The 21,703-nt window shown below is 61.9% G+C and carries 19 protein-coding genes and 1 other RNA gene; 4 read left to right on the plus strand and 16 right to left on the minus strand.

Annotated elements, in window-relative coordinates:
- Positions 1 to 86: 86 nt before the first annotated feature.
- From JDW18_RS18770 to JDW18_RS18830, 13 genes are all read right to left on the minus strand, one after another.
- Positions 87 to 1,820: an STAS domain-containing protein gene (locus JDW18_RS18770; RefSeq protein WP_218241100.1), complete on the minus strand. Its 1,734-nt coding sequence runs from the start codon at positions 1,818 to 1,820 to the stop codon at positions 87 to 89.
- A gap of 46 nt (positions 1,821 to 1,866) precedes the next feature.
- Entirely contained in the window at positions 1,867 to 2,625 is a 759-nt protein-coding gene (gene dksA / locus JDW18_RS18775; RefSeq protein WP_218241101.1) for an RNA polymerase-binding protein DksA, read from the minus strand.
- Between the two features lie 235 nt (positions 2,626 to 2,860).
- Positions 2,861 to 3,985: a CobW family GTP-binding protein gene (locus tag JDW18_RS18780; protein WP_218241102.1), complete on the minus strand. Its 1,125-nt coding sequence runs from the start codon at positions 3,983 to 3,985 to the stop codon at positions 2,861 to 2,863.
- Positions 3,986 to 4,208: 223 nt separating this feature from the next.
- On the minus strand, positions 4,209 to 5,276 hold the full coding sequence (locus JDW18_RS18785) for a tyrosine recombinase XerC (protein ID WP_218241103.1): 1,068 nt from the start codon (positions 5,274 to 5,276) through the stop codon (positions 4,209 to 4,211).
- An 8-nt stretch (positions 5,277 to 5,284) separates the two neighbouring features.
- The gene (locus tag JDW18_RS18790; RefSeq protein ID WP_218241104.1) at positions 5,285 to 5,998 is read right to left on the minus strand and encodes a DUF484 family protein; all 714 of its coding nucleotides are present in this window, start codon (positions 5,996 to 5,998) and stop codon (positions 5,285 to 5,287) included.
- Positions 5,995 to 6,873 carry a diaminopimelate epimerase gene (gene dapF, locus JDW18_RS18795; protein WP_218243980.1) on the minus strand — a complete coding sequence of 293 codons (879 nt, stop codon included), beginning with the start codon at positions 6,871 to 6,873 and terminating at the stop codon, positions 5,995 to 5,997. Before dapF ends, JDW18_RS18790 begins: the two co-directional genes overlap by 4 nt.
- 113 nt (positions 6,874 to 6,986) lie before the next feature.
- Entirely contained in the window at positions 6,987 to 7,514 is a 528-nt protein-coding gene (locus tag JDW18_RS18800) for a MarR family winged helix-turn-helix transcriptional regulator (protein WP_218241105.1), read from the minus strand.
- A gap of 81 nt (positions 7,515 to 7,595) precedes the next feature.
- Positions 7,596 to 9,359 (minus strand): acyl-CoA dehydrogenase family protein, encoded by a 1,764-nt coding sequence (locus JDW18_RS18805; RefSeq protein ID WP_218241106.1) that lies wholly within the window; start codon positions 9,357 to 9,359, stop codon positions 7,596 to 7,598.
- A 185-nt stretch (positions 9,360 to 9,544) separates the two neighbouring features.
- A complete protein-coding gene (locus JDW18_RS18810) occupies positions 9,545 to 10,552 on the minus strand; it encodes a Bug family tripartite tricarboxylate transporter substrate binding protein (protein WP_218241107.1) in 1,008 nt (335 codons plus the stop codon).
- Positions 10,553 to 10,661: 109 nt separating this feature from the next.
- Positions 10,662 to 11,669, minus strand: a complete 1,008-nt coding sequence (locus JDW18_RS18815; RefSeq protein WP_218241108.1) for a Bug family tripartite tricarboxylate transporter substrate binding protein — start codon at positions 11,667 to 11,669, stop codon at positions 10,662 to 10,664.
- Between the two features lie 197 nt (positions 11,670 to 11,866).
- Positions 11,867 to 12,634 carry an SDR family NAD(P)-dependent oxidoreductase gene (locus JDW18_RS18820; RefSeq protein WP_218241109.1) on the minus strand — a complete coding sequence of 256 codons (768 nt, stop codon included), beginning with the start codon at positions 12,632 to 12,634 and terminating at the stop codon, positions 11,867 to 11,869.
- Positions 12,635 to 12,678: 44 nt separating this feature from the next.
- Positions 12,679 to 14,583 (minus strand): feruloyl-CoA synthase, encoded by a 1,905-nt coding sequence (locus tag JDW18_RS18825; RefSeq protein WP_218241110.1) that lies wholly within the window; start codon positions 14,581 to 14,583, stop codon positions 12,679 to 12,681.
- Between the two features lie 38 nt (positions 14,584 to 14,621).
- The gene (locus JDW18_RS18830; protein ID WP_218241111.1) at positions 14,622 to 15,404 is read right to left on the minus strand and encodes a crotonase/enoyl-CoA hydratase family protein; all 783 of its coding nucleotides are present in this window, start codon (positions 15,402 to 15,404) and stop codon (positions 14,622 to 14,624) included.
- A gap of 158 nt (positions 15,405 to 15,562) precedes the next feature.
- Between JDW18_RS18830 and JDW18_RS18835 the strand changes: the two genes are divergently transcribed.
- Both JDW18_RS18835 and JDW18_RS18840 read left to right on the plus strand, forming a co-directional pair.
- Positions 15,563 to 17,254 carry an MBL fold metallo-hydrolase gene (locus JDW18_RS18835; RefSeq protein WP_246610074.1) on the plus strand — a complete coding sequence of 564 codons (1,692 nt, stop codon included), beginning with the start codon at positions 15,563 to 15,565 and terminating at the stop codon, positions 17,252 to 17,254.
- A 55-nt stretch (positions 17,255 to 17,309) separates the two neighbouring features.
- Positions 17,310 to 18,077, plus strand: a complete 768-nt coding sequence (locus JDW18_RS18840; RefSeq protein ID WP_218241113.1) for a pseudouridine synthase — start codon at positions 17,310 to 17,312, stop codon at positions 18,075 to 18,077.
- 73 nt (positions 18,078 to 18,150) lie between these two features.
- On the opposite strand, the gene rnpB is transcribed toward JDW18_RS18840, so the two are convergent.
- Together rnpB and JDW18_RS18850 are read right to left on the minus strand one after the other, a co-directional pair.
- An RNA gene (gene rnpB, locus JDW18_RS18845) (RNase P RNA component class A) lies at positions 18,151 to 18,488 on the minus strand.
- 21 nt (positions 18,489 to 18,509) lie between these two features.
- Complete coding sequence (locus tag JDW18_RS18850) at positions 18,510 to 19,322, minus strand: AraC family transcriptional regulator (protein ID WP_218241114.1); 813 nt, start codon at positions 19,320 to 19,322, stop codon at positions 18,510 to 18,512.
- A 94-nt stretch (positions 19,323 to 19,416) separates the two neighbouring features.
- Between JDW18_RS18850 and JDW18_RS18855 the strand changes: the two genes are divergently transcribed.
- Positions 19,417 to 20,334 (plus strand): DMT family transporter, encoded by a 918-nt coding sequence (locus JDW18_RS18855; protein WP_218241115.1) that lies wholly within the window; start codon positions 19,417 to 19,419, stop codon positions 20,332 to 20,334.
- On the opposite strand, the gene JDW18_RS18860 is transcribed toward JDW18_RS18855, so the two are convergent.
- The gene (locus JDW18_RS18860; protein ID WP_246610076.1) at positions 20,318 to 20,482 is read right to left on the minus strand and encodes a hypothetical protein; all 165 of its coding nucleotides are present in this window, start codon (positions 20,480 to 20,482) and stop codon (positions 20,318 to 20,320) included. The two genes, JDW18_RS18855 and JDW18_RS18860, sit on opposite strands and share 17 nt — an antisense overlap.
- Before the next feature lie 186 nt (positions 20,483 to 20,668).
- On the opposite strand from JDW18_RS18860, the gene cysK reads away from it, so the two are divergent.
- On the plus strand, positions 20,669 to 21,589 hold the full coding sequence (gene cysK / locus JDW18_RS18865) for a cysteine synthase A (RefSeq protein ID WP_218241117.1): 921 nt from the start codon (positions 20,669 to 20,671) through the stop codon (positions 21,587 to 21,589).
- Positions 21,590 to 21,703: the final 114 nt, after the last annotated feature.

The raw sequence follows: 21,703 nt of genomic DNA on the forward strand, positions 1-21,703 counted from the left end.
CGCCAGGCAAGAGCCGCCTCGCGGCGATGGCGTCGTCCCCCTCCGCGAAGCAGAGAGGGGGAAGCGGCGCAGCCGCTCAGGGGGAGCTAGTCTCGTCGTGGTATCACCTGCGCATGCTCCTGAATGCCCACGACATTGAAGAACACCGCCACCAGTTGGTGCAACTGGCTGAACTGCAGCACATGCCCCAGCGATTGCATCTCGGCCGCCCAGTTCAGCACCGAACCTGCCGCGGCAAAGTCCATGCGCACCAGACGCGAGCAATCAATGGCAATGGCTTCGCCCAGCTTGGCCTTTTCCTGCACCTCGGCCAGCCAGGGAAGTGCATCGCCATCAATCACGCCTTGCAGAGCAAAGCGCGGGGCTTTTTCACGCCACAAAGCCTCTGGAGGGAGGGAGTCGGGGCCAAAAATTGAATTCTTATAGGCTTCAGTGGCTCTTTGCCCCTCTTGCAGGAACTGGCTGAGCGGCTCCACCCATGAGGGAGGAGAAAGCTCGTAAGTCACGCAGTAGTCCAGCGCAATCAGCTCGAAATCATCCTGCAAATGCATGAGACGCAGCAAGGCCAGGCGCAGATGCCACCAGTCCTGCCCCACATCGCCCTGACCGGACGGGCAGTGCTTGCCCATGACGGACAGAAGGCGTTCATGGCCAGCAAAGATCAGCTCGCCCTTTTCATTGCTCCACTGCTGCACGCTTGCCAGCATCAAGGGCAGCACTGCCGCCTCGATCTCTTCCAGCGCGCTCCAGTCCATGGTCCAGGGGCCAGGGCTGCGGGCCTTGCTTGCCAGCAGCGCCTTGAAGCTGGATTCACCCAGCGAGACAGGCGCCTGCCAGCGAAACCCAATCACTGCTGCAGCGCTGTCGCCAGCCGTATCGCGCAACTGGCCTGCTTCCTGCGGCATAGCAAACCATTGCGGTGCCGAGCGACCAAAACGCGAGGCAAAGTCCATGCCTGCATCGTCAAAACGATCCTGCCAGCCTGCTGCACGGTATAGATCCAGCAACGCCAGCCACAGCGGCAGCTGCGCTGGTGCATCCTGGCTGCGCCGCTCAATCAAGCCCTTGAGGCTCAGTTCCGCACCTTCCACATCGCCATTGGCAAACACGATGGCGGGCTCTTCCAGCGCAGCATCGTGCTCGAAGCGGATGAACGAAGGCGGCACCATACTGACCGATGCGGGGGCAGAGACTTCCGTGGGCGCAAAGCCCGGGGAAAAATCGGTATCGCCACGCATGCTGGTCAGCCCCGGAATTCCGGTGCCCGTAATCAGGGGGGGCTGCTGATGACCCGGCAGCTTCAAGTCGCTGGGCAAAGCATCGCTGAGCAAGGGAGGGGAGCTGCCAGGCGGTGGGGAGCGAAACGAGGACGGCAGCGCATTGCCGCCTTCCGGCAATTGCAGCGGCATGGTGGCGGCATCGGAGGCCTGTTTGCCACGCCACCACTGCTGCGCCATCTGCGCTTCGATCTCATCAATCTTCTTGATCGTGTCCGCGCGCTCTCCGTGCTCACCGCTGTGCACGGTCTGCATGAAGGACGTACCACCAACAGGAGCGGGCTGAGTCTGCCCGGCGCCCGGCTTGGCAGACTGCGCCAGTTGCGACTGGCGCAGCTTGCGCAGAGTGTCGAACTCACGTTTGCGCACAAAGTCGTTCTGGCGCTTGCGCTCCAGCATTTCCTTGAGCGCCTGCTTGCTGTACTGGCTCTCTTCGCTGTCCTGGCTCAGATGATCCAGCTCAGACCAATTGACCGTCGGGTGGCGCACAAAACGCACCACCTTGGACAACAAGCCACCAGATTTATTCTCTTCTTTTGCCATGGTCAACTACTTTGAAGCCAAGTGCACAGTCAGCGCTTGATGCAAATCAATCGCCGTACATCTTCTGTTTGAGTTCGCGGCGTTGTTGCGCTTCCAGCGACAGCGTAGCCGTGGGACGAGCCAGCAGGCGGCCAACGCCGATGGGCTCGCCCGTCTCGTCGCAGTAGCCGTAGTCGCCAGCATCAATGCGGGCGATGGACTGGTCGATCTTCTTGAGCAGCTTGCGCTCGCGGTCGCGGGTGCGCAGCTCCAGAGCGTGCTCTTCTTCGATGGTTGCACGGTCGGCAGGATCGGGCACCACCACGGTGTCTTCACGCAGGTTTTCCGCAGTTTCACCCGCGTTGACATGCATGTCGTTCTTGAGCGTCACCAGCTTGCGACGGAAGAATGCCAGCTGGGCATCATTCATATAGTCGTCATCAGACATGGCCAGCACGTCCGCATCGGTCAACTCCTCCACCGACTTGGTCTTCCAGGCATTGGCCAGCTTGGGATCCTTCTTGGTCGCAGCTTGCTTTGTGTTGGTCATAGCTTTCGTTTCGCTCTCGGTTGCCGCTTCGCTGGCCTGAATAGGGGCCAGCGGCGGAACTGTCGTTTTAGGCTGCCGCGCAGGAGGCTTTGCAGAACGTTGGTTTTGGGACGCTACAGATGCCTTGCGCGTTGCGCCAGTCACCAGCTCGGGGCTGCCCTCAGCTGCGTCCACCAAAGAGGTCTTGGCGCTGCTTTTAGCGCTGCGATTACGCGAAGCGGTCCCTGCAGCTTTGGTGGCTGCAGTCATGGGCTTGTTGGTTTTCACAGCGTTCACGTCCTGTCTCCTCACAGTACGGTGCACATTGCAGGGCTGGATTGCTCCAACCACCTCTTTAGGGGCGGCATTGTAGCCATGCAGCTTCCCCTGTCCCCTATGCGTTGTACATACCCCACAAAAGCGAGGTTGGTCTCTTCACCAAGAGTGGCAGTTTGCGAGAGTTATCGGACAAAAAAACGGCCTGCTTTGCAGGCCGTCAGTCATTGTCAGCAATGAGAAAGTCAGTGGGCAATTACACCAGACACTGATCCAGCCCCTGCTTGAAGATGTCCTGCGGCAGGTCGATGCCAATGAAGACCATCTTGCTCATTCGCTTTTCATCGGCTTCCCATTCGGGGCCCAGATCGCTGCCCATGAGCTGGTGCACGCCCTGGAAGATGACCTTGCGGCTGGTGCCCTTCATGTCGAGCACGCCCTTGTAGCGCAGCATCTTGGGGCCATAAATATTCACAATTGCGCCCAGGAAATCCTCCAGCTTGGCAGGGTCGAAGGCGCGCTCGGCGCGATAGACAAAGCTCTTTACATCATCGTCGTAGTGATGGTGGTGGGGGTGGTTGCAGTGCTCGCCATGCTCGTGGTCGTGGTGCTCATGACCGCAGTGTTCGTCGTGCTTGTGCTCATGGCCGTGATCGTGTGCGTGGTCATGATCGTGCTCGCACTTGCCGTGGTCGTGGTCGCAATGGCTGTGGTCGTGCTCATCTTCCTTGAGGAAGTCGGGGTCGATGTCCAGCTTGGCGTTCAGATTGAAGCCACGCAGGTCAAACACATCCTTGAGGGGCACATCGCCAAAGTGCACCGCCGTGATGGGTGCACGCGGGTTCATGTGCTTGAGGCGATGGATCAGCGCGTCTTTTTCAGCATCCGTCACCAAGTCGGTCTTGGACAGGAAGATCTGATCGGCAAAGCCCACCTGACGGCGCGCTTCCTGGCGGTCTTCCAGTTGCTGGTTGGCGTGCTTGGCATCCACCAGGGTGATGATGGAGTCGATCAGATAGGTCTCGGCAATCTCATCGTCCATGAAGAAGGTCTGAGCCACAGGGCCGGGGTCGGCCAAACCGGTGGTTTCGATGACGATGCGGTCAAAGTCCACCAGGCCCTTGCGGCGCTTGGCCGCCAGCAGTTGCAGGGCTTCGCGCAGGTCTTCACGGATGGTGCAGCAGATGCAGCCGTTGCTCATCTGCAGAATCTGCTCTTTGGATTCGGTCTTGAGAATGTCGGTGTCGATGTTTTCCTCACCGAACTCGTTCTCGATCACGGCAATCTTCATGCCGTGGGATTCGTGCAGCACGCGCTTGAGCAGCGTGGTTTTGCCCGAGCCCAGAAAGCCCGTGAGGATAGTGACTGGAATGAGAGCCATGCTTTGAAACCTCTTGCTGCGGTCTGTCGCCTGATGCGCCAGCCCTGAAAACATGCGCGGCGCCGTAGCACCGCCTTGGAACGTGGAGACGTTCCCATAACAGCTGGGGAGTGTAGCGGCGCTTTCAAGCGCTTATCGGCAGCAGGGCTGCCCGGAAAATCAATTCAAAACAGCCTGAACCCATTAAAGGTAAAACGCTGTCAGCTATCAAATCAGGAATTCTCTAATCTTCAGCATCTCGCCCCTGCCCGCGTTTGGAGGCTGGCTTGTCGCCGCCTTCCTGCCGCCGGGCACGCGGATGGGCGTTTTCATAGGCCTGGGCCAGATGCTGAAAGTCCAGCCGGGTATAGATCTGCGTGGTGGTGATGCTGGAGTGCCCCAGCAGCTCCTGCACCGCCCGCAAATCGCCACTGGACTGCAGCATGTGGCTGGCAAAGGAGTGGCGCAGCACATGCGGATGCACGCCTGATGCCAGGCCCGCCTGCTGCCCGCGCAGCTTAAGCCGCGCCCAGATGGACTGGGTGCTGAGCCGCTCTCCGCGGCGGCCAATGAACAGTGCGCTTTCCTGCTGTGCCTTGGCCTGCACCGCCCCTGCCAGAGCACTGCTGCGCTGGGCCAGCCATGCCTGCAGCGCCTGCACCGCCATGCGCCCCACGGGCACAATGCGGCGCTTGCTGCCCTTGCCCTGCACATGGGCATCGCCCGCTTCCAGATCTATCCAGCCATGCCCCAGCTGCAGGGTTTGCGAATCAGGCCGCACATCCAGGCCCGCCAGCTCGGCCGCACGCAGGCCACAGCTGTAGAGCAGCTCTGTCATGGCCGCATCCCGCGCTTCAATCCACGGATCGGCATCGGCGTTATGGAAGCTGGCCAGTTGCACAGCATCGTCCACCCCCAGCGCCTTGGGCAAGGGCTTGGGCGCCTTGGGGCCGCGCACGCCTTCCACCGGGTTGAAGGGCACCAGCTCCTGCTGCGCCGCCCAGCGAAAAAAGCTGCGCCAGCCAGAAAGAATCAGCGCAATACCGCGTGGGCTGCGTCCTGCGCTATGCATTTGCGCAGCAAAGCGGCGGATATGAGCGGGCTGCAGGCCCAGCAGCCCTTCTGCCCCCTGCTGCCCGGCCTGCTGGGCAAATTGCTGCAGCTTGATCAAGTCCAGCGCATACAGCGTGTGCGTGCGTTCGGCCAGCCGCTTTTGCACATGCACATGCTCCAGATAGCGGTGAGCCACTTCTGGCAGCTGTGCAAGCTGCTCCTCAAACGAGAGCTGCTCACCCTCTTGCGGCAAGCCCATGCGCGTGATTACCCGTGCGCCAGAGTCAGGGCAGGCAAGCGCATGCGCGACAGCGAGGCGCTGGCCAGCTCGGCAATGCGCGAGAGGAATTCCGTGCCCATCGTGGCATCAAAGCGATGCGCATCGGCGGAGCCCAGCACCAGCATGCCAAAGCTGTTGGAGGTGCTGTCCATGGCTCCGTCATGCAGGGTCAGCAGCGCCACAGACTGCACCGCGTTGGGGCTGGGCAACCAGTTGACGGGCTCAAACCCCATGTTCGGGCCGCAAAACGGCATGGTCAGCGATGCGGCAAAGGCCTTTGCATCCTCGCTCACACCCATGGTGTACACCGTGCCTGAATGCGCACCGGCCACATTCCACAGGCGCAGCGCGACCTGAGGCACATCGAAAATATGCTGCAGACTGGCCGTCAGCGCATGGGGTAGCTCGCGCAGGTCCTGCACCTTGACCAGCGCATGCGTCCACTGGTGAATCTTGTTGGCAATGGCCGCGTTCTCGCTGCCGTTGCGCATCATGTCCATGATGCGGTGCTCCAGCCCCTTGATCTTTTCGCGCAGCATCTCGGCCTGGCGCTCCTGCAGGCTCACGGCACGCGGGCCGTGACCGCTGACCAGGCGCGCGCCATTCAGCATCTCGGCATGACGCTCGAAAAACTCGGGGTTTTGCTGGAGGTAGTCGGCTATCGACTCTTCGGTCACTGCAATATCGGTCAAGCTGTTCATAGCGTCTCGGGTATGTCGATCTGGCCTTCAAAAACAAATTCTGCGGGGCCGGTCATGCGCACACGATCCTGCGCACCACCTGCCCATTCAATGGTCAGCAAGCCGCCGCGGGTGTGCACATCCACTCGTGAATCCAGCAGCCCCCAGCCAATGCCTGCCACCACAGCGGCGCAGGCACCTGTGCCGCAGGCCAGTGTCTCGCCCGCGCCGCGTTCATAGACGCGCAGCTTCACTTCGCCACGGTTGATGATCTGCATGAAACCGGCATTCACGCGCTGCGGAAAACGCGCATGGCGCTCAATCAGCGGGCCATGCAGCTCGACGGGGGCGGTGTTTACGTCCTCCACAGTCTGCACGGCATGGGGGTTGCCCATGGAAACAGGTGCTATCCATACAGTAGCAGCCTGCGCACCATCATCAAGGGCCAGAGGCCACTTTTGCGCAGATCCCAGCAATTCAGGCTGCAAGCTTTCGCTATTGAAAGGCACCTTGGCGGGGTTCAGCTCGGGCGCGCCCATATCGACGGTCACGCGGCCATTGCCATGAATTTCGGGGGCAATGACGCCCGACAGGGTCTGAACCTTGATCACGCGCTTGTCGGTCAGCCCCTTGTCATGCACATAGCGGGCAAAGCAGCGCGCGCCATTGCCGCACTGCTCCACCTCGCCACCGTCGGCGTTGTGAATCACATATTCAAAGTCCAGCCCTTCGGCTGGCGCCGGGCGCACAGTCAGAATCTGGTCGGCACCCACACCGAAATGGCGGTTGGCCAGATAACGGTACTGAGCGGCGCTCAACCCCAGGCGGCCCTGTGTTTCGTCGAGCACGACAAAGTCATTGCCCGCGCCCTGCATCTTGGTAAAGCGAATCTGCATGATGCCGGACATTATCGACGTATCCCGCACATCTGAGCAGCCTCATTACGCGGGCTGTGGCTGATTCAGCACCCTCTGCGTGCTGCTGCCGCACCTGTAGGCCTTGCCATTCCTCAGCGATAGAGTTTTTGCAGCAGGGCCATCAATTGCGCCTGCTCTTCAGCGCTGAGGTGGCTGAGCGAGGCCTGCTCGCTGGCCTTGAGCTGAGGCTCGGCCTGATCAACCAGCGCCCGCCCCTGCTCCGTCAGGTACAGGCCCATGGCGCGCCCGTCGTGCGGGTGGCGGCGGCGCTCCAGAAAGCCACGCCGCATCATGGCGTCGATCATGCCCACCATATTGGGCGGCAGCACATCAAGCTGCTGACACAGCTGGCGCGAGGTGATGCCGGGGTTGCTGCCCACTAGCGAGAGCAGGGAAAACTCCACGATCTTGAGATCAAAGCCTTCCATGCATTTGACGAACACCCCCACCAGCGACAGCGATGCGCGGCGTGCGTTGTAGCCCAGCAAGGACTCCAGAAAGCTGGCATTGACCTGCTCTACCGCAAAGACCTCGGCCTCCTGCGCGTCAGGCAGGACGCGCTTGCGGCGCGTAGTGGTGACTTTGGGGGCGGCGGTTCCGACAGGCTGACGAGCGGGCATGGAGGGCTTCAACTTCAGGAGCAAGAGATCGTTATCTTTGCTAGATTTTGCCGCTTTCGCGCGTTTTATGGGCAAAAATCGTCAATTCGCAGGTGTGAACGCCTGATTGCCGTGCACCAGTGACGCCTGCGTCCACTGCGCTTTCATCAGGTTCATGCGCCAGTCCATCTCGGGCAGGATGCGCTGCAGCACCTGCTTCAAAGGCCCCTGCCAGCGCGGTTGATCAGTGCCCGCTGTAGCTCCAATCTGCGCCCAGGCCCAGCCCATCAGCACCACGGCGATGCAGCGCAGATAGTCATCGGCCACACGCCAGGCCAGGGTATCGTCTTCCTTGCAGGCCTGCGCCAGCAGGGTGGTGAAGTAACGCAACTGCGCCAGGCAGCGCAGCACTTCGGCGTCCAGCTGGCGGCCTGCATCCAGACTCTTGCGCAAAAGCAGCAGCCACTGGCCCATGGACTGCCCTCCATCGGGCAGCACCTTGCGCACCAGCAGGTCAATGGCCTGAATTTCGTTCGTGCCCTCATAAATCATGGCCACACGCGAGTCACGCACGATTTGCTCAATGCCCCATTCGCGGATATAGCCGTGGCCGCCAAAGACCTGCAGGCAGGCGCTGGCACCTTCAAAAGCCTGCTGCGTCCATGCGGCCTTGAGCACGGGGGTGATGAGGCTACACCACTGCTGGGCCTGTTCACGCTCTCTGGCTGTTTCGGCGTGACGCGCCACGTCCAGATAGATGCCGGTCTGATAGGCCAGCACGCGGCCACCATCCACCCAGGCACGCTGCACATCCAGCGTGCGGGCAATGGCGGGATGTTCGATGATCAAATCCGCAGCATCGCCCGCGCCACGCGAGGCAGGCACTGCGCCCGGGGCGCGCATCTGGCGGCGCTCCAGCGCATAGGCATGGGCTTTTTGCCAGGCGGCATCCAGCAGGCCAATGCCTTGCAGCGCCACATGCAGGCGCGCCGCATTCATCATCACAAACATGGCGTTCAGGCCCGCACCGGGCTTGCCAATCAGCCAGCCTGTGGCGGCGTCAAAGCGCATCACGCAGGTGGGGCTGCCATGCAGGCCCATTTTTTCCTCGATGCGTTCGCAGACCACGGTGTTGCGCGCTCCATCCGGCAGCACCTTGGGCACCAGAAACAGCGACAAGCCCTTGGGGCCAGCCGGTGCACCGGGCAGGCGGGCCAGCACCAGATGAACAATGTTCTCGGTCAAGTCATGCTCGCCGCCCGAGATAAAAATCTTGCCGCCAGTGATCTGGTAGCGCTCGCCCAGCGCGGATTCACCCGCAGAAACAGCCTGCGTGCGCACCATACCCAGATCGCTGCCCGCATGCGCTTCCGTCAGGCACATGGTGGCCAGCCATTCGCCACTGGCAACTTTAGGCAGATAAGCCGCCTTCAGCGCATCGCTGCCATGGTGCTTGAGGCACTCATACGCACCATGCAGCAGGCCTGGCGCCATGGTCCAGCCATGGTTGGCCGCACTCAGCCATTCGTAGAGCACGCCTTCCAGCACCCAGGGCAGGCCCTGACCGCCATCTTCCTCAGCGCAAGCCAGTGCGGGCCAGCCTGCCTGCCAGAAGTCCTGGTAAGCCGCAGCAAAACCCGGCGGCACGGTCACCTTGCCTGCTGCAAACTGCGCGCCCACCTCATCGCCTTCACGCGACAGCGGAGCCACCACATCGCCCACCCACTTGCCCGCCTCGTCCAGCACCTGCTGCATCAAAGCCTTGTCGGTGGCGGCGTGCGCTGGCAAATGCTGCAGCTGCTCATCAGCCTTGAGCACATCGAAAAGAAGAAACGCGTTATCGGCACTGGTAGGCAAATAGGACATAAAAAAACCGCGACAGCAATCAAAGATAGGAGAAGGGGGCAACCGAATAAGCACTGACGTATGCCATCGGGGAATCGGGGGCGCCCAGCAAGGGCCGCCCCGCAGCGATGGCGCCGTCCCCCTCCCGCATTGCGAAGCAAAGCGAGAGAGGGGGAAGCCGCGAAGCGGCTCAGGGGGTGACTCGATCAACTCTCTGCAGTAAAGCCGATTTGCTTGACCAGCGGCCCCCAGCGCTCAAACTCTGCCTGCTGCGAGCGGGCCATTTCCTCTGGCGTGGAGCTGGTGGCAATCAGGCCCACCACACCCACGCTTTCCTTGAGCGCATCGCTCTTGAGCGCTGCTGTGATGGCCGCATGGGCACGCTGGCGCACCTCCAGTGGCGTCTTGGCGTTGGCGTAGAAGCCAAACCACTCTTCAGCCGTCAGGTCGGCAAAGCCCTGCTCGGAAAACGTGGGTACATTGGGCAGATAGGGGTTGCGCTGTGGGCCGCTGGTGGCCAGCACGCGCAGCTTGCCTGCCTTGTAGTAGCTCAGGAAGTCACCGCTTGGGCCCATGACGGCGGCAATCTGGCCACCGGCCAGATCAGACACCGCAGGCGCCGTGCCGCGATACGGCACATGGCTAAGCTTGATGCCCGAGCGCAGGCTGAGCAGCGAGCCCAGCAGGTGCGGCTGCGTACCCGCGCCGGGGCTGCCAAAGCTGGCCTTGTCGAGGTTGTTCTTGCACCAGGCCAGAAAGTCCTTGAGCGTCTTGACCTCGGCAGGCACAGCCGGGCCTACCGCCAGGCCGTGGTGCATGATGGCACCGATTGAAATCGGCTCGAAGTCCTTTGCCTGATAGGTCAGCTTGCTATAGATATGGGGGTAGATGGAGAAGGCCGACACCTGCGACAGCACGATGACCGAGCCATCACCCACAGCGTTGCGCAAGCTTTCCAGCGCGATACGGCCACCAGCGCCGGGCTTGTTTTCCACCACGCCCATGTTCTTGGTATAGCTGGTGCCACCCATTTTTTCGGCCACACGGCGAGCCACCGAGTCACCCGCGCTGCCTGCCGGGAAGCCGTACAGAATGCGCACCTGCTCCAGCGGGCCACCGCCCTGTGCGTAGGCGCTGCGGCTGGCGATGCCGCCGAAGGCAGCCAGCGCGGCACCAGCACTCAGGCTTTTGACGAAATTACGACGATCTTGCATGTTTGTCTCCTCTAGATTTTTTGAAATGCAGGCTACGGCCTGTCTTGAAATTCTCAGCCCCTGCCACCTGACCGGGGACTGAAGTGTGCACGCGATTCAGCCCTTGATTTCAGGAGTCGCCGGTAAAGCCGATTTGCTTGACCAATGCGCCCCAGCGCTCGTACTCAGCCTGCTGCGAGCGCGCCATTTCCTCGGGGGTTGAGCTGGTAGCAATCAGGCCCACCACCCCCAGACTTTCCTTGAGCGCATCGCTCTTGAGAGCCGTCGTGATCGCCGCATGGGCACGCTGGCGCACCTCTGCAGGTGTCTTGGCATTGGCATAGAAGCCAAACCACTCCTCAGCTGTCAGATCGGCAAAACCCTGCTCGGCAAACGTGGGAACACTCTGCAGATAGGGATTGCGCTGTGGGCCACTGGTGGCCAGTACACGCAGCTTGCCCGCCTTGTGATAACTCAGATAGTCGCCGCAAGGGCCCATGATGGCGGCAATCTGGCCGCCAGCCACGTCCGAGACCCCGGGCGCCATCCCCCGATACGGCGCATGGCTGAGCTTGACGCCCGAGCGCAGGCTCAGCAGCGCGCCCAGCAAATGGGGCTGGCTGCCTGCACCGGGGCTGCCAAAGCTGGCCTTATCGGGGTTGCTCTTGCACCATGCCAGAAAATCCTTGAGCGTCTTGACATCGGCAGGCACAGCAGGCCCTACGGCCAGACCGTGGTGCATGATGGCGCCAATCGAAATCGGCTCGAAGTCCTTGGCCTGATAGCTGAGCTTGCTATAGATATGGGGATAGATGGAAAAAGCCGAGACCTGTGACAGCGCAATCACCGAGCCATCGCTCGCGGCGTTGCGCAAGCTTTCCAGCGCGATGCGGCCACCGGCGCCGGGCTTGTTTTCCACCACGCCCATGTTCTTGGTGTAGCTGCTGCCTCCGATTTTTTCAGACACACGGCGCGCAACCGAATCTCCCGCGCTCCCCGCAGGGAAGCCGTACAGAATGCGCACCTGATCCAGCGGACCAGCGCCCTGTGCATAGGCGCTGCGGCTGGCGATGCCGCCGAACGCTGCCAGCGCAGCGCCAGCACTCAGGCTTTTGACGAAATTGCGACGACCTTGCATGACTTGTCTCCTCTTAGGAATAGGCGGACTCTGCGGTCCTGTGAAATCAATCAATACCTGTCTCAATCTTTGGCGCCGCCCCGGCTCTGGCACTCTCCAAGCCAGAGACACCAAGCAAGGGCCGCCCCGCAGCGATGGTGTCGTCCCCCTCAGGGGGAAGGCGCGGGGCCGCCCAGGCGGAGCGCCTCAGGGGGCACTCATCTAGGACTCATCCGCAGCGCCCCATCCAGACGAATCACTTCGCCATTGAGGTGATCGTTGTGCACGATATGTACGGCCAGATCGGCAAACTCCGAAGGCTTGCCCAGTCGCGACGGGAAGGGAATCGATGCTGCCAGCGACTGCTGCACAGGCTCAGGCAATTCCTGCATCAGTGGCGTGGCAAACAGCCCCGGCGCCACGGTGCAGACACGAATGCCGTGCTGGGCCAGGTCGCGTGCCATGGGCAGCGTCATGCCCACCAGCCCACCCTTGGATGCGCTGTACGCCTGCTGGCCCACCTGTCCATCAAACGCGGCCACCGATGCGGTGTAGAGAATCACGCCACGCGCACCGTCTTCCAGACCGGGCAGCTTGGCGCAACGTGCGGCAAACAGGCGGGTCATGTTGTAGCTGCCGATCAGGTTGACGCGAATCACGCGCTCAAAATCTTCCAGCGGCGCGGGCTCGCCATCACGGCCAATCACGCGCTTGGCCGTGCCAATGCCAGCCACATTCATCAAAATGCGCGCATCGCCGCCCCAGTGCGAGCGGATGGCATCCAGCGCCGCTGTCACGCTGGATGTGTCGCAGATATCGCATTCCAGCGCCAGCCCGCCAATGTCCGCAGCCACGGCTTTGGCCTTGTCCAGTTGGCGGTCCAGCACCGCCACTCTGGCGCCCGCAGCGGCCAGCGCCCGGGCCGTGGCCTCGCCCAGCCCGGAGGCGCCGCCGGTGACAATGGCAATCTGTTCCTGAACTTGCATTTCGCTATCCTTTTAAAAGCTTCTCGCGCTTATTGGTATTGCGCTTAGGCCAGATTTGGCTTCAAAACATGGGGCAGGTTTTCGGCATACAGCCCCTGCACCACATCGGCACGGTGCTGCAGCACGGCGCGCTGATTGATGGAGCCTTTGTCCGTCACCTCACCCAGATCCAGAGAAGGTGCGCGGGTGGATGCCACGGCACGCGCAATGCGTGTGGCGCTGCCGGTGGCGGTTTGCGCCAGCTGGTTGAGCACGGCTTGCAGATGCTGCTGCACAGGCGCGCTGTGCATGATCTGCTCCAGCGTGGCATCTGAGCCCAGGCCGCTGAGCGCAGCGCAGGCAGGCGTGCCAAAGATGATGGCGCCCACTTCCTTGCGGTCCAGACCGGTCACCACCACGTCCTGGATATAGGGCGCACCAGCGTGAATGATCCTGGCGCGCAGCGGCCCTACGTTGACAAAGGTGCCTGTGGCCAGCTTGAAGTCTTCGGCAATGCGGCCATCAAAACGCAGGCCCTGATGGTGGTCCTGCACATCACGCCACTGCACAGCATCACCAGTGCGGAAAAAGCCTTCTTCGTCAAAAGCCTCGGCCGTGGCCTCAGGTGCGCGCCAGTAGCCGGGCGTGACATTGGGGCCGCGATAACGCACTTCCAGCTTGCCATCGACAGGCGCCAGCTTCAGCTCCAGCCCCGGCACGGGCACCCCCAGATCGCCAGAGCGCACGTCGGTGCGGTTGATGAACAGGGCCGATGGCGAGGACTCCGTCATACCCAGGCCCGTGCCCATCACAATACGCTCGCCACATTCGACCTCCTGCGTGCGATGCAGGCTGTCCCACACCGGCTGCGCCAGCGAGGCCCCGGCATAGAAGAACATCTTGACCTTCTTGAGCAGGCTGGCGCGCAGCACGGCGTCCTCTTCCATGGCGCGGGCAATGTATTCAAAGCCCGTGGGCACGTTGAAGTACACGGTGGGCGAGATTTCGCGCAGATTGCGCAGCGTCTCAGCAATGCCTGCAGCGGTGGGCTTGCCTTCGTCGATATAGACCGTGCCGCCGTGGTACAGCGCCAGACCAATGTTCTTGTTGCCACCAAAAGTGTGGTTCCACGGCAGCCAGTCCACCAGCACGGGCGGGCCTTTGACCATATCGGGCATGGTCTGTGCAATCTGCTGCTGGTTGGCGCACCACATGCCATGGGTGTTGATGACGGCCTTGGGCAGCTTGGTCGAGCCCGAGGTAAACAGAAATTTGGTGATGGTGTCCGGCCCCGTGGCCTGCATGGCAGCATCGGCCTCGGGTGTGGGTTGCGTGGCCAGCAAATCGGCCATCAGCGTATGCGCTGTCGCATCCGCTGCACCTTTGCGATAGACCACTTCGCAGCCCGCAGGCAGAACGGCCCGCACAGCCTTGTCGTAGCGTGCGGCATCGCTGGCAAAGATCAGGCCAGGGGTCAGCGTATTCACCACATGGCGCAGCTTGGCGTAGTCGGAGCTGACCAGCGAGTACGCGGTCGAGGCCGAGCAGTAAGGCACACCGGCATACAGACAGCCCATGGCCAGCATGGCGTGGTCCAGATCGTTTTCGCTGAGGATGATGACTGGGCGCTCTGCCGACAGTTTTCTCTCCACCAGCGCCTGCGCAATGCTGCGTGCGGCGGCCAGCGTCTGGGCATAGCTGATGTGCTTCCAGTCGCCCGTGCTGCCATCGGCCAGGCGCACGCGCTGGGCGATAAAGGTTTGATCGGGCGTGGCCTGCGCCCAGTGCACCAGCCTGTCCGTCATGCGCTGCGCATGGGGGGCCAGATCCTGATCGGCGCGGGCGTAGAAAACGCCGCCCTCTCCCTCGCTCACCAGGATGTGGGCCACCCCAAATTCCAGCGCACGGTACCTGGGGCTTGTGCCCTCTTCTGTCTGCTCAACCCGCATGGCTGTGTCTGTCTCCTGCATGGTCTTTGTCTCCACCTCTTGGTTGTGATGCGCCAGGTTCAGTCTTTGCTGACTTTGGCGGCCCGCCCGGCCAGAAATTCCTGCAAGCGGAACTTGGCCTCGGGGGCGCTTTGCGCCACGGCGGCCATCAGGGCTTCGGTCATCAGGCCCTGATCGGCAGGCTGATCGGCGATGCGAGGCAGCGCATGCATCAGCGCGTAATTGGTCATGGGCGCGTTCTCGGCAATGCGCAGCGCCAGCTCTACCGCCTTGTCCAGCGCCTGACCTTCGGGCACCAGGTATTGCGACAGGCCAATGCGCTCGCCCTCTTCGGCCTTGTAAACACGGCCGGTGAACATCATGTCGGCCATGCGCGCAGCACCAATCAGGCGCGGAATGCGCACCGAGCCGCCACCGCCCACAAAAATGCCGCGAGAGCCTTCGGGCAGTGCATAGAAAGTGCTGCTGTCGGCCACGCGAATGTGGCAGGCGCTGGCCAGCTCCAGCCCGCCGCCCACCACGGCGCCGTGCAGGGCCGCCACCACGGGCACGGCACCAAACTGCACCTGGCGCAAGGCCTCGTGCCACATGCGCGAGTGCAGCACGCCCTGCGCGGCATCCCGCTCGCTCAGTTCGCTCAGGTCAAGCCCGGCGCAGAAATGCGGGCCGTCACCATCCACCACCGCTGCACGCACGCTGGCGGGCAGGTTCATGAACACATCGCGCAAGCCCAGCACCAGGCCGTCAGACAAGGCATTGCGCTTGGTGGCGCGCATCAGTCGAATGACCGCAACCTGCTGGGCATCACCACGAAATTCAACTGCAATTTCTTTATGAGTCATAACCATTCCTTTGCGCAATTATTGTTATTTCACATAACTAAAATCAAGCACTCAAACAAGGTTTGCGCTCAGTGCTTTCCCCAGTCTTTGTCATCTCTGCGCTGCACAAACACAGGCAGAACATGGATTGCAGGCCGCAACTTCGCATAATGCTGAGCATGAACCCACGTCCCAGCCAGCTCCTGAATCCGCAGCGCGAACCTGCCGCCGTGCGCGACGCCTCCACCATCTTGCTGCTGCGCGACTGCGCAGACGGCCAGGGCTACGAGATACTGATGACGCGCCGTGCCAATCAGGGCAACTTCGCCAATGCCTATGTATTCCCCGGTGGCGGGCTGGAAGCGCAGGATGCCGACCCTGCCAACCACGCACTGGCCCGCGTGCGCCAGACCATGCTGGACGCCGCAGGTGAAGCGGGCAAGACACGCATCACCCAGGCGCTGGCGGGCATTCGCGAGACGTTTGAAGAGCTGGGCATTCTTCTGGCCTATGACGAGACGGGTAACTCCGTCACACCCGCACAGGTGCAGCAGCTCGATCGCAAAGCCTCGCTGTACGAGCAATGCCGAGAACGCGGCTGGACGCTGGCCGTCGATCAGCTCTGGTATCTGGCGCACTGGACGGCAGCGCGTGATATTCCCAAGCGCTTTAACGTGCCATTTTTTGTGGCGCGCATGCCCGAAGGCCAGACCCCTGAGGCCGATGAAACCGAGCAGTTCGAGCCCACCTGGATTCGCCCGCAGGACGCGCTGCAGCGCTTTGCCGAAAAAAGCCTGTTCATCGTCTTCCCAACCGAGCGCACGCTGCAGCGCATGGTCGGCTACGCCAGCACGCAAGCTGTGATTGATGCTCTCAAAAGTGAGAAGCGCCTGTGGCGCAGCTGCCCGCGCACCGGCTACCTGAAAGGGGAAGACACCCGCCATATGGAAAGCGATATGGCGTATGGCGAGCTGGAAATGGTGCACCCCGATGGCCAGGCCGGACACCACCTGGACTGGCAGTTTGAAAAAGCCGTGCCTCTACGCAAAAACCTGATGCGCCTGACGGCCCCCAACCCCGGCATGATGACCGGCCCCGGCACCAATACCTATCTGATTGGCGATGCCAGCAGCGGCTATATCGTCATCGACCCCGGCCCGGACGAGCCCGTGCACCTGCAGCGCCTGCATGACGCCACGGACGGCGATATTCGCTACATCGTCTGCACCCACTCCCACCCCGACCATTCACCCGGCGCCGCGCCGCTGCAGGCGCTGGTCGTGCAGTCCGGCCATGCCAAGCCGCCCATCATGGGCCTGCCATCCGCCCCCACTGCGCGTGCCTACAGCCGCTTCAAACCAGAAGTGACGCTACAGGATGGAGAGCGCATTACGCTGACCAGTCAAGGGCCAGAAGGCGAAATCACGCATACCCTGCAAGCCATCTTCACCCCCGGCCATGCGGCCAACCATCTGTGCTTTTTGCTGGAAGAAGATGCGTTGCTGTTCAGCGGCGACCACATCCTCAACGGCAGCACCACCGTCATCAGCCCGCCTGACGGCAACATGATCGACTACATGGATTCGCTGGACCGGCTCACCGAGCTATGCGGTGAATTTGGCGTGAGCTACATCCTGCCCGCCCACGGCTATGTACTGGGATTTGCCCGCCAGCAGATTGCCAAGCTGAAAAGCCACCGTCTGGCCCGCGAAGCCAAGGTGCATGCCGCCATGCGCAGCAAACCCGACGGCAATATTCAGGACTGGGTGGCCATTGCCTATGCCGACACCCCGCCCGCGCTGTGGCCCGTGGCAGAACGATCACTGCTGGCCCATGTGGAGCGCATTCAGAAGCTGTGCCTGGGACGGTAGACTGGCGCTAGACCTGTAGGCCACTAGGACATGGCGGCGGGTTTAAGCTCTCGCCATGTCTGAATCTCTGCCTGAACAAGAAAGCATTCGCCTGGCCAAGCGCTTGGCGATGCAAGAACAATGCTCGCGCCGCGAGGCCGAACTCTATATCGAAGCGGGCAACGTCCAGGTGGACGGCAAAGTCGTGCTGGTGCCTGAGTCCCGCGTCACGCCCGATCAGGTCGTAACGCTGCGCAAGGGCGCCAAGCCCGAGGCCATTCCGCCCGTCACCATCCTGATGAACAAGCCAGCGGGCTACACCCAGGGCCCCGCCTATGGCCGCACCCGCAGCGCCCATTCGCTGCTCAATGAATCCACCAAGGCGGTGCTGGACACGCCCATGCCTCAGCTGGTGCTGGACCATCACTTCAAGAATCTGGAATCGTTTCTGACGATTCCCCTGCCCGCCAGCGGCCTCATCGTCTATACGCAGGACAAGCGCGTGGCACGCAAGCTGGCCGAAGAAGGCATGTGGCTGGAGCAGGAAATCATCGTCGGCGTGGAAGGCCAGATGGTGGAAGACGGCCTGGACATCCTGTACGAAGGCCTGCCCATTCCCGGTGGCAACGGCCACCGCCGCATGCCGCCCTGCCATGTGAGCTGGCAGAACGAAAGCCATCTGCGCTTTGCGCTCAAGGGCATTGCGCCTGAGGAGATTGAACGCATGTGCGCCGCCATCGGTCTGCAGGTGACCAGCATGCGCCGCCTGCGCATCGGCCGCGTGGCCATGGCCAAGGTGCCTGAAGGCCAGTGGCGTTATCTGATGCCCTGGGAACGCTTCTAAGCCATTTACTATCAAAAAAAGAGCTGCAGGTCATTGATTAACATAGACCTACAGCTCTTTTTCATGGGAATAAGTGTGAAGTGCGCCGATAAGCCGGATTCTGTGCACAACGGTTGCCCGCCATGTGACCGCCATTAATCTTGGCCATCAGTCGCCTGATGGCTCGGTGCTACCTACCCGCACACTCCGGGGGCCCCGTCAACGTGTGCCTACTTGGTATTGCTGCGCGTAGAGATTGCCCGTTTCACCCCCGGTGGTCTACCTTGCGGCACTCCCCCGGGACTCGTCTCTGTTGCTCTGATCCTCACCTCACGGTGGACAGCTGTTAGCTGCTACGCCGCCCTATGCAGTCCGGACGTTCCTCCAGTACGGCTTTTCAGCACTTGTACCAGCGGCGGTCTGGCGCACTTCACGGCGCGCATTATCCCGCGTTCACAAAGAGCTTGCACAGAACTCGCGCCGAAACTGCTCGGGCGGCAGGCCTGATTCACGCTGAAACATGGCAATAAAGGCCGATGGCGAGCTGTAACCCAGGTCATAGGCAATGCGCTGCACAGTGTGCCCAGCCTCCAGCGCATCGATGGCACGCAGGTATCGCATGCGCTGGCGCCACTCGCCCAGACTCATGCCCAGCTCGTTCTGGCAGTGGCGGGCCAGCGTGCGCTCGGTCATGTGCACGGTCTGCGCCCATTCGCTCAGACTGCGGTGATCGTCCGGGCTGGCCTGCATGGCGTCCAGCACCTGCACCAACGCCGGGTGCTGGGCCACGGGCAGAAAGCTCAGCTCCAGCGGCGTGGCGCACAGCTGGTCGTGCACCACCTGCGCCAGCCGCAGGTCTTGCGCCGTTTGCGGCACCTGCACGCCACGGCTGCCAAAGTCCAGCAAGATGGCTTTGATGATGCCGCCTATGGGCATGCAGCCTGCCACCGTGGGCAGTTGCCGGCACATCTCGGGGGCCAGATAGACAGAGCGGTACTGCACGGCATGGCGCAGATAGCAGCTATGCACCACGCCGGGCGGAATCCACACCCCGTGCTGGGGCGGGCACAGGATGTTGCCCGTGGGCACATCCATGCTCAGGCTGCCGTGCGATGCGTAATTCAGATGCCCCCAGCGGTGGCTGTGCGGCGGCGCCTCGCTGTGGGCACCGAATTCGTCATAGCGAAAGTAGTAGCTGCCCTGGACTTTTTCAGTATCCAGAATGGCAACTGGCTGGCGTTGGGCGGCGGGGGCACTGGCATTCATGGGTTTCGTCCGGCTTGCGCTATCAGATGTCTGAAATCAGATATGCACCTCAAAAGCGTCAGGCGCATGATAAATCCAGTCTAGGAGATGCATCATGGGTTCTTATTTACTGCCATTGGGCGCGGTTCTGATCTGGTCGGTCAACACCGTGGTCAGCAAGCTGGCGGCAGGCAGCATCAGCGCCGCCGAGATCGGCTTTTTTCGCTGGGCCGTGGCAGCCGCCCTGTTCACGCCTTTTGTGCTGCCCGGCATCTGGCGCCTGCGTGCGGCCATCAAACCGCTGCTGGGCCGCATCGTCATACTGGGCGTGCTGGGCATGGTCATCTACCAGAGCCTGGCCTACTACGCGGCGCACTACACCACGGCTACACATATGGGCATCATCGGCTCGCTCACGCCCATGATGGTGCTGGCCCTGGCCGTGTTTTTGCTGGGCCAGCCGCTGACGCGCGGCGGAGTCTGGGGCTCGCTGCTGGCGATTGTGGGTGTGGCGCTGGTGGTGTCTTCGGGTCAGCTCAGCCATCTGGCGTCCGAAGGCCTGAATCTGGGCGACGCCATGATGCTGCTGGCCATGCTGGCCTATGCCATCTACAACATCTTGCTCAAGCGCTGGCCCATGCCCGCCCTCAAGACCGTGCAGCTGCTGTACCTGCAGATTCTGGTGGCGGTGGTGGTGCAGTTGCCGCTGTATCTGTTCTCGCCCAAGACGGGGCTGAACGCCAGCAACCTGGGTCTGGTGGCCTACGCCGGCATCATGGCCTCGATTGCCGCGCCATTGCTGTGGATGAAAGCCGTGCAGACGCTGGGCCCGGGCCGCTCCAGCATGTTCTTCAACCTGATTCCGGTGTTCACCGCGCTGGTGGCCTTTGTCTGGCTGAACGAGCCACTGGCGCTCTATCACCTTGTGGGCGGTGTGATGACGGTTGCCGGCCTGCTGATGGCCGAGCTGTGGAAAACGCCGCTGCTGCGCCCCAGCGCCATGCAGCCCTCGCGGCCTAGCTCAGCAGATTGACGATGGAGTAACTCATCAGCGACAGCAGCCCCACCACGGCCACCAGCATGACCCAGGGGCCCCAGCGCTTTTCGCGTGCGGAAAAGCCCACCAGCAAAGTAACGCAGCTGATGGCCAGCAGCACCATGGTTGCATTGAAAGACAGCATGAACCCTCCCCCCTGAAAACTCGTTGCGTCCATTGTTCCCATCATTGGTGACACATTGGCAACTGTTCGCCCCGGTCTTGATCTGAGGCAAGAATATTCTTATTCCAACCAGGCAGATCAACTGCGCCACAATGGGTGTTTTGGGCCACTTATTACATCCGGCCCTTGTCCACGCCCGGAGGCTTCATGAAGTTCGACAACGTTCTGCAAACCATTGGCAACACGCCCGTCATTCACATCAATCGCCTGTTTGGCGACAACACCCAGGTGTGGATCAAGTCCGAGCGCGGTAACCCCGGCGGCTCCATCAAGGACCGCATTGCGCAGGCCATGGTGGAAGACGCGGAAAAGTCCGGCGCCCTCAAGCCCGGCGGCACCATCATCGAGCCCACCAGCGGCAACACCGGCGTGGGTCTGGCCTTGGTCGCGGCGGTCAAAGGCTACAAGCTGATTCTGGTCATGCCCGAGAGCATGAGCATTGAGCGCCGCCGCCTGATGCTGGCCTATGGCGCATCGTTTGACCTGACCCCCAAGGAAAAGGGCATGAAGGGCGCCATTGCCCGTGCCCAGGAACTGGCCGAGCAGACACCCGGCGCCTGGATTCCCCAGCAGTTTGAAAACCCCGCCAACGTGGCCGTGCACGCTGCCACCACCGCTCAGGAAATTCTGGCCGACTTCCCCGATGGACTGGACGCCTTCATCACCGGCGTGGGCACGGGCGGCCACCTGTCTGGCGTGGCCAAGGTGCTCAAGGCCAAGTTCCCCAACCTCAAGGTCTATGCGGTGGAGCCCAGCCAGTCGCCCGTGATCTCGGGCGGCGCCCCTGCGCCCCACCCCATTCAGGGCATTGGCGCTGGCTTTGTGCCCAAGAACTTGGACACCGGCTTGCTGGACGGCGTGATTCAGGTCGAAGCCGAACCCGCCCGCGAATACGCCCGCCGCATGGCGCGTGAAGAAGGTCTGCTGGTCGGTATCTCGTCCGGCGCCACGCTGGCGGCCATTGCACAAAAGCTGCCCGAGCTGCCTGCGGGCGCCAAGGTGCTGGGCTTTGCCTATGACACGGGCGAGCGTTACCTGTCCGTCGAAGGCTTCCTGCCCAACGCCTGATTGCCACCGCGCATGAAAAACGCCGCTGATTCAGCGGCGTTTTTTATTCAAATACTGCCAAAGCCCATCAGACACATGCGCTTTCAGCTATCAATTTCATTGCAAACCAATAGC

The organism is Comamonas fluminis (genome assembly GCF_019186805.1).
Lineage (GTDB): Bacteria > Pseudomonadota > Gammaproteobacteria > Burkholderiales > Burkholderiaceae_C > Comamonas > Comamonas fluminis.